Origin of the sequence: Sulfurimonas indica (genome assembly GCF_009192995.1) — a bacterium.
Lineage (GTDB): Bacteria > Campylobacterota > Campylobacteria > Campylobacterales > Sulfurimonadaceae > Sulfurimonas > Sulfurimonas indica.
The window spans coordinates 1-12723 of record NZ_SDID01000035.1; the positions used below are offsets into that span (position 1 = coordinate 1).

14 protein-coding genes and 1 pseudogene are annotated in these 12723 nt (G+C 37.2%); 4 read left to right on the forward strand and 11 right to left on the reverse strand.

Annotated elements, in window-relative coordinates; translation table 11 throughout:
* Window positions 1-2: 2 nt before the first annotated feature.
* From ES948_RS10345 to ES948_RS10375, 7 genes are all read right to left on the reverse strand, one after another.
* Entirely contained in the window at window positions 3-635 is a 633-nt protein-coding gene (locus tag ES948_RS10345; protein ID WP_152184874.1) for a phosphatidylserine decarboxylase, read from the reverse strand.
* Window positions 625-2607, reverse strand: a complete 1983-nt coding sequence (gene ftsH / locus ES948_RS10350; RefSeq protein WP_152184875.1) for an ATP-dependent zinc metalloprotease FtsH — start codon at window positions 2605-2607, stop codon at window positions 625-627. The genes ES948_RS10345 and ftsH overlap by 11 nt, the downstream gene beginning before the upstream one ends.
* 13 nt (window positions 2608-2620) lie before the next feature.
* Window positions 2621-3448: a 50S ribosomal protein L11 methyltransferase gene (locus tag ES948_RS10355; RefSeq protein WP_152184876.1), complete on the reverse strand. Its 828-nt coding sequence runs from the start codon at window positions 3446-3448 to the stop codon at window positions 2621-2623.
* Window positions 3448-3822 (reverse strand): chemotaxis response regulator CheY, encoded by a 375-nt coding sequence (locus ES948_RS10360; RefSeq protein ID WP_152184877.1) that lies wholly within the window; start codon window positions 3820-3822, stop codon window positions 3448-3450. Before ES948_RS10360 ends, ES948_RS10355 begins: the two co-directional genes overlap by 1 nt.
* A gap of 68 nt (window positions 3823-3890) precedes the next feature.
* Window positions 3891-4601, reverse strand: coding sequence for a 1-(5-phosphoribosyl)-5-[(5-phosphoribosylamino)methylideneamino]imidazole-4-carboxamide isomerase (gene hisA / locus ES948_RS10365; protein WP_152184878.1), 711 nt, complete (start codon window positions 4599-4601; stop codon window positions 3891-3893).
* A 15-nt stretch (window positions 4602-4616) separates the two neighbouring features.
* A complete protein-coding gene (gene hisH, locus ES948_RS10370) occupies window positions 4617-5228 on the reverse strand; it encodes an imidazole glycerol phosphate synthase subunit HisH (protein WP_152184879.1) in 612 nt (203 codons plus the stop codon).
* Window positions 5228-6133, reverse strand: coding sequence for a PDC sensor domain-containing protein (locus ES948_RS10375; protein ID WP_152184880.1), 906 nt, complete (start codon window positions 6131-6133; stop codon window positions 5228-5230). The genes hisH and ES948_RS10375 overlap by 1 nt, the downstream gene beginning before the upstream one ends.
* A gap of 72 nt (window positions 6134-6205) precedes the next feature.
* On the opposite strand from ES948_RS10375, the gene waaC reads away from it, so the two are divergent.
* Entirely contained in the window at window positions 6206-7210 is a 1005-nt protein-coding gene (waaC, locus tag ES948_RS10380) for a lipopolysaccharide heptosyltransferase I (protein WP_152184881.1), read from the forward strand.
* Window positions 7200-8084 carry a lipid A biosynthesis lauroyl acyltransferase gene (locus ES948_RS10385; protein WP_152184882.1) on the forward strand — a complete coding sequence of 295 codons (885 nt, stop codon included), beginning with the start codon at window positions 7200-7202 and terminating at the stop codon, window positions 8082-8084. The genes waaC and ES948_RS10385 overlap by 11 nt, the downstream gene beginning before the upstream one ends.
* Here the strand turns inward: ES948_RS10385 and ES948_RS10390 are convergent.
* Genes ES948_RS10390 through panB form a run of 3 tightly spaced genes read right to left on the reverse strand, consistent with a single transcriptional unit; the run spans window position 8081 to window position 10956 of the window.
* On the reverse strand, window positions 8081-9136 hold the full coding sequence (locus ES948_RS10390; RefSeq protein ID WP_152184883.1) for an AI-2E family transporter: 1056 nt from the start codon (window positions 9134-9136) through the stop codon (window positions 8081-8083). The genes ES948_RS10385 and ES948_RS10390 overlap by 4 nt on opposite strands.
* On the reverse strand, window positions 9137-10150 hold the full coding sequence (gene ruvB / locus ES948_RS10395; protein WP_152184888.1) for a Holliday junction branch migration DNA helicase RuvB: 1014 nt from the start codon (window positions 10148-10150) through the stop codon (window positions 9137-9139).
* Between the two features lie 14 nt (window positions 10151-10164).
* Window positions 10165-10956 carry a 3-methyl-2-oxobutanoate hydroxymethyltransferase gene (gene panB, locus ES948_RS10400; protein WP_152184884.1) on the reverse strand — a complete coding sequence of 264 codons (792 nt, stop codon included), beginning with the start codon at window positions 10954-10956 and terminating at the stop codon, window positions 10165-10167.
* 53 nt (window positions 10957-11009) lie between these two features.
* On the opposite strand from panB, the gene ES948_RS10405 reads away from it, so the two are divergent.
* Both ES948_RS10405 and trpA read left to right on the forward strand, forming a co-directional pair.
* A complete protein-coding gene (locus ES948_RS10405) occupies window positions 11010-11411 on the forward strand; it encodes an Hpt domain-containing protein (RefSeq protein ID WP_152184885.1) in 402 nt (133 codons plus the stop codon).
* A gap of 6 nt (window positions 11412-11417) precedes the next feature.
* A complete protein-coding gene (gene trpA, locus ES948_RS10410) occupies window positions 11418-12170 on the forward strand; it encodes a tryptophan synthase subunit alpha (protein WP_152184886.1) in 753 nt (250 codons plus the stop codon).
* Here trpA and ES948_RS10415 read toward each other — a convergent pair.
* A pseudogene (locus tag ES948_RS10415) lies at window positions 12160-12585 on the reverse strand (esterase-like activity of phytase family protein); the annotation flags it as partial. The gene trpA and the pseudogene ES948_RS10415 overlap by 11 nt on opposite strands.
* Window positions 12586-12723: the final 138 nt, after the last annotated feature.

The window sequence follows — 12723 nt, forward strand, 5'->3', positions numbered from 1 at the left end:
TATTAAGAAAAATAACCTATAAGTGTTTCAGAAGCTCTTAGTTCTTGTCCAACGCTGATATTGAGACGAAAGTTTGATTTGAGATAGATTGAGGTTACGCCATTTACCATAACACCATAACGTGCACCCTGCATAAGTTCCTGCCCTTTTACAAGATCAATATCAATCGGAGCAAAACCTTGCTTTTCTCTATGGACAATATTTACACTATTATTCTCATTATCGACAAAGAGTAGTTCCGCATACTCATTTAAAAGAGAAAAAAGCTTTGAGTTCTTACCTACTCTGCTGCCTCTGACAATGTTGATAGATGCTACTTGTGCATTCATAGGTACACGCAGTACCCCTACATCAAAATAGGATGATTCTATCTCTATCTTGTATGCATATTCTGAGTCTTCTAACTCTTCTATCGCTGTTACGACACCGTCAGCAGGTGCGATAAAACTGTTCTGCTGATAAAAAGGCATCTGGCGTTCAGGATTTCTATAAACATATACAAAAATAAGCATTACTACAAAAGAAAGAAATGCAAAAAATTCCAAATCTATGATAGAGAAGAGTAAAAAAGCTGACGCAGCATACCCTATATAGCGCCAGCCACTCTTTGCAATTATAAAAAGATTATTTCTCATCTCTTTGCTCACTATCTTTAGAAGTTTTACTCATTGTCGCATCCTCTCTGAGCTCATCTTCTATACTCTCTGTATCTTGGATAACTTTTGATTCCAATCCATTTTCTTTTTCAAACTTCAAGATAATATTACGAACCTCTTCACCTGTAATATTCTCTTTTTCATAAAGGAGTGCCACCATCTCTTCTATAGCATCTCTATACTCTTCAAGACGTTCTACTACTGACTTGTAATGTTCATCGAGAGATTTTTTGATAAATTCATCCATCTCTTGAGCCATTTTATCGCTATACTCACGTGTAGCAGCCTGTGCAGGTCCACCTAAGAAAGATTGACGCGATTTTTCCAGCACCATTAGACCTGCAATATCACTCATACCATAAGTCTGTACCATTGATTTGATGATCTCAGTTGCACGTTCTAAATCATTTCCTGCACCAGTTGATATCTCACCGATGAAAACTTGTTCGGCTGCACGACCACCAAGAAGTACATCAACCTCAGCCAATAACTCATGTTTTTGCATCATAAACCTATCTTCTTCTGGCTTATTAAGCGTATATCCAAGTGCTGCAAGACCACGTGGAACAATGGAAACCTTAGAAACTTTTTTAGCACCTTCAGTAGTTTCAGCAAGAAGTGCATGTCCACTCTCATGGTATGCAACGATTTTTTTCTCTTTTGGATTAATACGGCGTGATTTTTTTGAAAGTCCTGCAAGTGCCCTCTCAACTGCTTCAAAGATATCCTGCTGCTTAACAGTCTTTTGACTTTTTCGACCCGCTAGCAGTGCTGCTTCATTAACAATATTTGCTAAATCTGCACCAGCAAGACCAGCAGTAAGACGTGCAATCTCTTCAACATCAACATCGTCATCCATTTTTACACTTTTCATATGCACTTTAAGAATTTTCACACGACCTTCAAAATCCGGTTTGTCAACAAGAACCTGTCTGTCAAAACGTCCAGGACGAAGTAGTGCAGTATCAAGTATCTCCGGTCTATTAGTTGCAGCCAAAATAATAACCGGTGTATCTGTACCAAATCCATCCATCTCTGCAAGAAGTTGATTAAGTGTCTGTTCACGTTCATCGTTACCACCCATAACACCACCAGCAGCACGACTCTTACCTATAGCATCAATCTCATCAATAAAGATGATAGAAGGTGCATCCTTTTTTGCCTGCTCAAACAAGTCCCTTACACGTGCAGCACCAACACCAACGAACATCTCTATAAAGCTAGAACCGCTTACAGAGAAAAATGGTACATCTGCTTCACCAGCTACTGCCTTTGCCAGAAGTGTCTTACCTGTACCAGGAGATCCAACAAGGAGTACTCCTTTAGGAATCTTTGCACCGATCTCAACATAACGGCCAGGGTATTTTAAGAAGTCAACAATCTCTTGGACTTCCTCTTTTGCCTCTTCAACACCTGCAACATCATCAAACTTTGTATTTGGTTTTTCAGAGCTGATAAGCTTTTTTGAGTTACCCATACCAAGAAGACCGCCACCCATGCTTTTTTGCATACGTCCGGCAAAGAACATCCATATACCGATGATAAGCAAAAATGGAAAAAGCCATCCAAACATCTCTGTAAACCAGTTCGTCTCAGAAAATCCTGTATACTCGATTCCCTCTTGATCCAACAGCTTAACAAGTTCGTTATCACCTTTAACGATTCGTGTTGTATATATTTTATTTCCATCTTTTGATATCGCACGAATAAAAGTCTGTCCAATCTCTACTTTTTTTAGACTCTTCTCTTTTACCAAAGATTTTAACTCTGAGTAACTTACAGGCTGAACTCTAGCATTTGCACTCATTGCAGAGGCAGAGCCTCCTGCACCTTCACCAACAATTACCTTAAATAGTAAAATCACAACTACTGAAAAAATTGCAAATGTGATCAGAGGATTTTGGTTGAAAAAGTTATTGTTATTGTTATTATTATTTTCTTGATTTGACATCTATCTCTCTTTATTATTTTCTTTTTAGTACTAAAGTTATCCACTCGTCCTGAGCTATTTTTTCTAAGATTTCACAATCTTTGTAATAATTTAACACTTTATCTTCATACTTATCAAGGATACCAGATAAAATAAGCACACCATTATCTTCGAGTCCATTTTTAAGCTCGTTTGCTATAAACGTCAATACATCGGCAACAATGTTTGCTACAACGATATTATATTTTTTCTTTGTAAATGAACATGAGCCTTCCCAAAGCGTATGAAACTCCAAACCATTCAATGCAGCATTAGCTTTTGTATTCTCTACTGAGATCGGATCAGTATCACAAGCATCAACAGTAGCACCGAGTTTCATTGCTCCAATACCAAGAATACCGCTTCCACAGCCAACATCTAATACTTTATCACCTGACTTTACATAGTTGGAAATTGCCAGTAAAGATGAAGCAGTTGTAGGATGGTGTCCGGTACCAAATGCAAGTGCTGGGTCAATAACAATATTTATCAGCGCATCACTTGGCTCACTCCAAGTAGGATGAATATAAAACTTACCGATTTTAAGGGGCTCAATACTTTGCTTATAGGATTCAACCCAGTCACTGTTTTTGAGCTTTTTTTGCTCACACTCAAGTTCTATTGTACTCCCCAGTGCTTTTTGCAGTGCTTCTCTAAACTGCTCCAAACCCCAAATGATAGTATCAAGTTCATCTTCGCTACGAATTATAAAACCCTCATCAGTCTCTTCAAAACCAATAGGAAGTGTATCTGCTAAAAAATCGGAAAAAAGAGAATAATGGGAAGAAACTTTGACAAGGAGTTCGAAATAATGCTCTTGCATTACTCCGCAACACCCATAACAGCAGCAAGTTTTTCTTTCAATACTTGAGGAGTAAATGGTTTTACAATATAATTGTTAACACCAGCTTTTAGTGCTGTAATAACTTCAGCTTTACCACCCTCTGTGGTTACCATAATAATAGGCAGATCCGTAAAACGCTCATCTGCACGTACTTTTTTTACAAGCTCCAAGCCGTTCATTTCCGGCATATTCCAGTCTGTAATCAACATCTCTACATCTGGATTTGCATCCAACTGTGACCAACCTTCTACTCCATCGGCACCCTCAAGTACATCCTTGTAACCAAGACGAGCCAAAGTATTTTTAATAATACGGCGCATTGTAGAGCTGTCATCAACAACAAGTAATTTCAATTGAAATCCTTTTTTATAATTTGCAAATTTATTTATCTAATAATATCGAATTTTTGTTTGTTTTACTATTAAGCGAGCAGTTTAAACATTTTAGGAAGGTCTAATGTCCCCTCATAGTAAGCTTTCCCAATGATAACACCCTCTATCTCATTTGTCTCTATGAGTGCTTTGATATCCTCTTCATCTTTTACGCCACCACTGGCAATTGTAGCCACTTTGCTCGCACGCGCAATATCAAGTGTAAAATCAACGTTCACGCCAGAGAGTGTGCCATCACGCCCAACATCTGTACAGATGATAGCTTCAACACCTGCATTTGCAAATTCACGTGCCAGATCCGTAGCTTTCATTTCACTCACTTCACCCCAACCTTCAACGGCAACATAACCATTAATAGCATCAATACCAACTGCTATTGGGTATTTTGCAGCCATATCCTTGACAAATTGCGGATCTTTAACTGCAATGGAACCTAAAATAATTCTATCTATTCCAATTTCAAGCATCTTCTTAATTGTTGCTTCATCACGAATGCCACCACCAAGTTCAAGCTTTACATTGCAGTTTTCTCTAATTTTTACAATCTGTTCAAGGTTTTTTGGTTCACCTGCAAATGCACCGTTTAAATCAACCAAGTGCACCCACTCAGCACCCATCTCTTCAAACTTTCTCACAAGCTCATACGGCTCATTTGAGTAGATCTTGGCACTCTCCATAAGCCCTTTTGTCAGGCGTACTGCTTTTCCATCTTTTAAATCAATTGCCGGATATAGTGTCATTGAAATAGTTTTCCTTTATAAATTAATAAAATTTTCTAAAATTTTGAGCCCGTTTTTATGACTTTTTTCAGGGTGTGGCTGAATTCCCATAATGTTTTCATGTGCTACCGCAGAGGTGAATTTATATCCATAATATGTCTCACCTATGATGTCATTTTCATCTGCACAGTTTACATGGTATGTATGGACAAAATAGAGGTAATGTTCATCATCAAGACCTACAAAAAGAGGATGCTCTTTTGTAAACATTCTATTCCATCCCATATGTGGTACTTTGAGTTTTTCTTCAAATTTACTGACATCAAAATGTGTTACGTTCCCTTTGATAAGTCCAAGTCCTGTGTAAAAGCCAAACTCCTCAGAGCTTTCAAAAAGAAGCTGCATTCCCAAACAGATACCAAGCATAGGTTTTCCACTTGCGGCAAACTCTTTAATCGCTTCTATCATCTGCATCTCACGCAAATGTTCCATCGCATCGCCAAATGCACCAACACCTGGCAGTACTAATTTATCGTAACTACTGAACTTCTCCGGGTTGCTCTCAACTACTGTATCTTTTCCAAGTTTGGCAAATGCATTTTGCACAGATGCCAAATTTCCCATGTTATAATCAATTATTGCTATCATTATTCATCTATTTTCAATTTTGTAAATTTTATATATACCGCTAAACTTATCAAAAGCATCGCAACACCTGCAACAATATACATCGCATATATCAGTTTGTCCGGATCAATTATCGCAAATTTAAACACAAGCATCAAAGCTTCAATCGAGAGAGCGATAATAATACTCCCTAAAAATCGGACCATCGTTTTATGCGGTCCTGAAACATTATGTTCTTTATGCCGTCCAAGTATCTCCTCTTCTATAAGTGTTTTGGAGAGGTCAAATATGGCCAGAGAAAGTGTTAAAAGAATAGTTGCCTCAAACATATCTTTGATTTTAAACTTATCAGGCGTTATCTCATAAACAAAAAAGCTCTGAATCCCTTTAAAAAAGAGCAATATTGCCACAGCAATAAGTGCAAACGCAAAAGCCCCATAAGCAAATTTGAAAAACTCACTGAAGATATGGTCCATTGTTGTTGGATGCGCAATTTTAATCGCCTCTTCAAGTGGTACATCCAAACATGCTACATACTTCAACTCTCCATTTTCATTGAAAATAGGCGCTGAAGCAGTAACTGTCAAATCTCCGGTAATGAGAGATGGATAAGGATCAGTAATCGTACAACGTTCTTCTCTTACAGCTCTGTAATAGTATGCACGGTCTGCTCTTATCTTTCCAATATCATCATCAATCTGTCCCTTTGGGGTAAAAGTGGGACTTACCTGCACACCTTTTTCATCAAGAAGATATACACCCTCACAATTTTCCAAGTCTGCTTTGATTTTCAACAGACGTGGCATAATCATCTCACGAGTGATTGATGGCAGTCTGTTTGGAATATTTTTAGAAAAGAGATAGCAAAAATAAGCTCTTGCTTTTGTTCTACCTTCGGCAAAATGCTGAATATCTAATGCAACCATAATATCTCTGCCTCCCTTTTATTTCATTTTTGGTTGTTTGAATTATATCAAAGATTGACTATAATGTCATTAATGAATCAAGATATTAAAAAAATTGCCATCGTTAGGCTCTCAGCACTTGGCGACATTGTAAACAGTGCTGTAGTTTTACAGTTTATCAGACAAAACTATCCTCACGCAACAGTAACATGGATAGTTGAGGAAGCCTTTAGTGCAGTTTTACAAAATGCAAAATATCTAGACACTGTCCATACGGTCAATCTCAAAAAATTTAAAAAAGAAAAAAGCTTTTGGCTTTTAAAAGAAGAGTATAAAAAACTAAAAGCCATAGCTCACTTTGATATTGTCATCGATATGCAGGGACTTATCAAGTCAGCCATTGTTGCTAGGATTCTTGGAAAAAATACGCATGGATTTGACAAAAACTCAACACGGGAATCCTTGGCATCATTCTTTTATAAGACAAACACTGCTATTGCTTACGAAGAAAATGTCATCTCACGCAATGCCAAAGTTGTTGCAGATGCTCTTAATATCTCAATTACACAAAATATGCTAGAAAAAAAAGAGCCTATATTCAGTATTACAACAAATTTTTCACTGCAGAAAGAGAAAAAGAACATCGCTTTTGTTATTGGTGCTTCATGGCCGTCTAAAATATACCCAAAAGAAAAGATTGCAGATATTTGCAATCACTTACAAGAAGAGTCTTACATCATCTGGGGCAATCAAAAAGAGTATGAAGATGCAAGATGGATTTGTGAACATTCAAAATATGCGAAGATGGCACCAAAGCTCACTTTGGACGAGTTGGTCTCGTTTATCTCACATATGGATCTGCTTATCGGTAATGATACAGGGCCAACACATATGGCATGGGCGCAGAATATTCCCTCAATAACCCTGCTTGGACCGACAACAAGACGAATGATAGGAGAGACCTCTAAAAATATCGGTATAAAATCACCTTCAGAAGTAAATATTTTAAAAATTGATAAAACTGACCATTCTATTAAAGATATTCAAATCTCAGAAATCATACATATAGCAAAGGAACTTCTATATAATGGGATATAAACTACTTTTACTTTTTGAAAAAATTTTAATACTGCTGCCAAGAAGCTTCCGCAAAGGTTTTTTTAGTGCTTTGGCAACTATCGGTTATATAACATCAAAAAAATATCGTAACATCGCACGCCAAAATCTCAACTATGCTTTTGATAACAGTATGAGCGAAGCAGAGATAAAAGCCATTACAAAATACAGCTTTAAAAATCTGCTTTACAACTTTTTATACCTTATGGAGATACGAAATCTCTCTAAAGAAGAGATTCGTAAAAAAATAACAATCGTTAATAAAGAAGCGATTGATAGAGTTCATGCAGAGGGGCGAGCTGTCATCTATGTAACACCACACTATTGTGCATGGGAGTTGGGAGCTGCCGGCCTTTCCATAGAGGTTGAGCCAATCGCGGCAGTCTATAAAAAACTTAAAAACAGAGTCTATGAACAGTGGCTTTTAGAAGCAAGAGCACGATTTGGCAATACAAATCTTGAAAAAACCAATGTTATCAAACCACTTATAAAACTTGTAAAAGAAGGAAAAGCCAGTGGTATTCTTATAGATACAAACATCAATAAAAAAGAGGGTGTTATGGTAGAGTTTATGGGAAAACCTTTACGTCAAACAGCAACACCTGCTTACTTGGCAAGAAAATTTAACGCTGCCATCATTCCTGCACATATTCGTACAGATGATGAAGAGAACTATACCATCATCTTAGGTGATGAGATAAAAGTCAATAAAACAGATGATCCACAAAAAGACATCTTAGAAGCAACACAAGCTCAGGCTGATTGGCTAAGCGATATTATCAGAAAAGAACCAAAATTTTGGTTCTGGCTACATCGCAGATGGAAAGGCGACAACCCAGAAATCTATAAAGATTAATCAATACCTGTTTTTGATTCACACTCTCTTGTTTGTGCTTCAAAGAGTTTTAAAATCGTTAAGAAAAATGCGGTAATTGCAGGTCCGAGTATCATGCCCCAAAATCCAAAAGTTGTAAGACCTGCGATAATCGCAAAGAAAATCACCAACTCATTCATCTTTGTATCATCTTCATTGAGCAGTTTTTTGTTTATCCATTTAATGATAAGTGGTTTTATGAAAGTATCTGCGACCATTGAGATAACAACAATGGAATAAAGAGCTATAAAGAGAGCACTTGCTGCATTTCCAAGAGCAAATTCATAGATCATAAACGGTAGCCACATCAATACACCACCAACGACCGGAATCAAAGATGTAAAACCATACATGATTCCAAACAATAGCCCGTTATAGCCCATAAAAGAGACTGCTATACCAAAAAGAGCACCCTCAAACATCGCAGTGGTAATGATAGAATAAAACACTACACTCATAACCGATGAAAGCTCACGGGCCAAAAGCGTAGACTCTTCTACTGACATCTGTAGTGTACGCTTTATAAAGGTCATAATAGTTTCACCGTTATACAAAGCAAAAAAGTAGAATACGACGACCAAGAAAGCATTTTTTAAAAATCCGGCACTAAAAGCACCTATTTTTGCAGCTATACTCAGAGCATTCGCTGTAATAGTATTTATATTAATAGTTTGAAATGAATCAGAAATATATGGCTTTAAAAAGAGTAGATATTCAGGAGGATTTTTTATAAGTCCATTGATATAATTTTCCACACGCTGCAAGGTATCTGGTTCTAAATGATTCAGCCATATAGTAAGTGAAGCCAAAAAATACCCAAGTGGTGCGAAAAAGAGCAATGCAAGTAAAAGACTTGAAAGCGAAGCTGCTAAAAATTTTGAGTGTAATTTTACTTCAAAATAGTCCTGAATAGTAGATGTAGAGACCGCCAAAAGTGCTGCAATTGTTATGACCATCAAAAATGGAGCATAAAGCAGGTACATCCAATAGAGTGATGTTGCAAAAAGTATAGCTATAAAATATTGTGGTTTCATCTAAAAAAGTGTCCCATCATTATTTACACATTTCATATTGAGAACATCATAGGTTGCCCGTGTTGCCTTGCGACCTTTAGCTGTTCTCTCCAAATATCCATTTGCGATTAAGTAAGGTTCTAGTACATCTTCCACTGTTCCCTCATCCTCACTCAGTGCTGCAGCAATTGTACTCAGTCCCATTGGACGACCATTTGAGCTTGCCAGTAGATTTAGAAGACGCAGGTCCATTTCATCAAAACCATGTGAGTTAATACCAAGCTCATCTAAAGCATATTTTGTACGTTCATGATTGATATGTTCTTCATCTGCAACCTCGGCAAAATCCCTTACACGACGAAGTAAACGCAGTGCTATACGAGGTGTTCCTCTGCTTCGTTTTGCAATTTCCAAAGCCGCATCATGAACGATCTCACGCTCCAGTTTTGCTGATGCCTGCTTGATGATTTCTGCAAGCTCTTCATGTGAATAGAAGTTCATACGAAAGCTCATACCAAATCTGTCACGCAGAGGATTTGAAAGCATACCGGCACGTGTTGTTGCACCAATGAGAGTAAATCGTGGCAAATCAATCTTTACTGTTTGTGCCGCAGGACCACTGCCGATGATAATATCAATACGATAATCCTCCATAGAGGAGTAGAGTATCTCTTCAACAGCAGGTGAGAGCCTATGAATCTCATCGATAAACAAGATATCACCCTCTTCCAAGTTCGTCAAAATTGCAGCCAAGTCCCCACTCTTTTCTATCATAGGAGCCGCTGTTACTTTAATATTTGAGTTCATCTCATTAGCAATGATAAGTGCAAGTGTAGTTTTCCCAAGTCCAGGAGGTCCATAAAAAAGGACATGGTCAAGTGCTTCATCTCTCTTTTTACTTGCTTCTATGAAGACAGAGAGATTTTTCTTAATCTGATCCTGACCGATATACTCACTCCAGGCATCAGGACGCAGTGTCTGTTCTGAACTTGCATCTTCTAATGAAAAAGTTTCAATATCTACAACTCTATCCATGGATAATTCACTCATTAATAGGTATGTTCTTTGGTAGGAAATTTTCTTGTTTGTACCTCATCAGCATACTTTGCAAGAGCATCTTTTACAAGCGATGCACTATCAAGATATTTTTTTACAAACTTTGGTGTGAACTCTTCAAAAAGTCCAAGCATATCTGAAAAAACAAGCACCTGTCCATCTACCTCATTTCCAGCTCCTATACCAATTACAGGAATGGATACAGCTTCAGCAACAGCTTTTGCTACATCTGCTTTTGTACCTTCAATGACCATACAAAATGCACCTGCATTCTCAACTGCTTTTGCATCTGCTATCAAAGAGTTTTTTTCTTCTTCACTCTTACCTTTTACCTTATAACCACCTTCACTACGTACAGACTGTGGTAAAAGACCAATATGCCCGCATACCGCTATACCATTAGATGTAAGGTATTCTATTGTCTCAGCTTTGTCAGCTCCACCTTCTATCTTTACACAGTCTGCCAAAGTCTCCTGAAAAACTCTTGTCGCATTTTCAAGCGCTTTTTCTTTTGTAGTATATGTTCCAAAAGGCATATCACAGATAACAAAACTGTTTTTGGCACCATTACAGACTGCATTTGTGTGGTATATCATCTGCTCTAAGCTTGTTGAGATAGTATCGCTTTTACCTGCAAAGCTCATATTCAGACTATCTCCTACCAAAATCATATCGGCACTCTCTTCAAAGAGCTTTGCAAAGAGTGCATCATAGGCTGTAATCATCACTAAAGGCTTTACTCCCTTAGCTTTTTTAATCGAAGATATTGTTATTTTTTTATTCATAGATGTATTTTAACCAAATATTGCTATAATTTGAACAATAATTGGAGTATTTGATGGGTATAAGAAGTGATTTAGATGCTAACTTTGATTTTGAAATTGTAGACGAGTTTCTAGACCACTACGCTATGATGGTAGAGAGCATGGAAGTTATGATAATTGATTTGCAAAAACCAAATATGTATGAACGCAGTACCAATGAGCTCTTCCGTGTCTTTCACAACATTAAATCTGCATCAGCCTATCTCAAAATTGTCCCAATGAATAAACTTGCCGCCTTTGTTGAAGATGAGCTTGAAGCTCTACGAAAACAAAAACCTCCAGTGAGTCAAGAAACTATTGACTGGCTCTTAAATATCAGCGATATGTTCGCAACATGGCAAGATGACTTTAAAATGGACAATGAACTTAGTAAAATCAAATACTCTCTACTTAAAATACCTGACTTGGAACAATAAATAGAAATGAAAAACAGTACAAAAAACTTAGTAGCCTATATCACATCAGGATATCCTGATAAAAACTTTAGCATTGACTTAGCATTAGCTCTTGGTGAAAATGGTGTAGACACACTTGAACTCGGTGTTCCATTTTCTGATCCGGTGGCAGATGGTCCTGCCATTGAAAACGCAAACCATAAGGCACTAGAGTTAGGTTTTAAATTTAAAGACCTTCTTGAAATATCTAAAGTAGTTGCACCAAAAGTTGATACATTATGGATGGGTTACTTTAACAGTTTCTACCAGCAAAATATGCAAGAGCTCATTCCTCACGCCAAGAGTCTTGGTGTCAATGGACTGATTATTCCTGATGTGCCATATGAAGAATCACTTGCCTACAAAGAGCTTTTTGATGCTCATGAGATGACAAATATCTCTTTTGTTGCCCCTACTGACTCAGAAGAGAGAATTGCAACAATAGTAAAAGATGCACAAAAGTTTATCTATATGGTAGCATACACCGGTATCACAGGTTCAGGTACAGCTGAAGACCTGCAACCATTCTTAGCATCTATCAAGAAATATACACAAACTCCTGTCTATGTCGGTTTTGGTGTCAATGAAAAAACTGCAAAAGAAAAAGTAAAAGGTGCAGACGGTGTCATCGTCGGGAGTGCTTTTATCAACATTCTTTTAGATGAACAACTCTCTAAAAGCCAAAAAATCACAAACTGTGCGAAGTTGGCAAAAAACATAAAAGAGCTGATCAACGAGTAATTTCAAAAAGCACTAAAAGTGTTTTTTGAAAGAGTGAGTCATTATCATCACTTACCATCAAAAATCTGTTTTTTCCTACTTTTGTTACTCCTTCAAAATTATCGATTTTCCATCCATCTTCTGAATCAAACTTTGCCAGTAAACTACTGTTACATACTCTTTGTTTATTACAAACACGAAGATTAAGCTCCACTAAATAGCTGATAAGGTAAGAGTACTCACGCAGCAATATAAGTACTCTATGCTTATCTATAAAAGTCATCCCAGTCAGCTCACCCTCTGTTTTAAATTTCCAAACTTTATCTTTAGCATAGAGTGTATGGTACTTTTGTTCACTACTTTTCAAGGGCAGTTCAGGTGCAGTAATGAGACCATACTGTTTTGAATATACAACACTTTCAAGCCCTTTATTAAGGCTCTGATAGTTTTCATTATTTTCAAGTAGCGTGTCAAACGAACTGCTAAAATTGGCACTAAGGGAAGTGAGTTAAAAGTTACTTTTTAAACACAAGCCTTAAAAAATCAAATTAATTTTTGATAGACTCCATTTCAT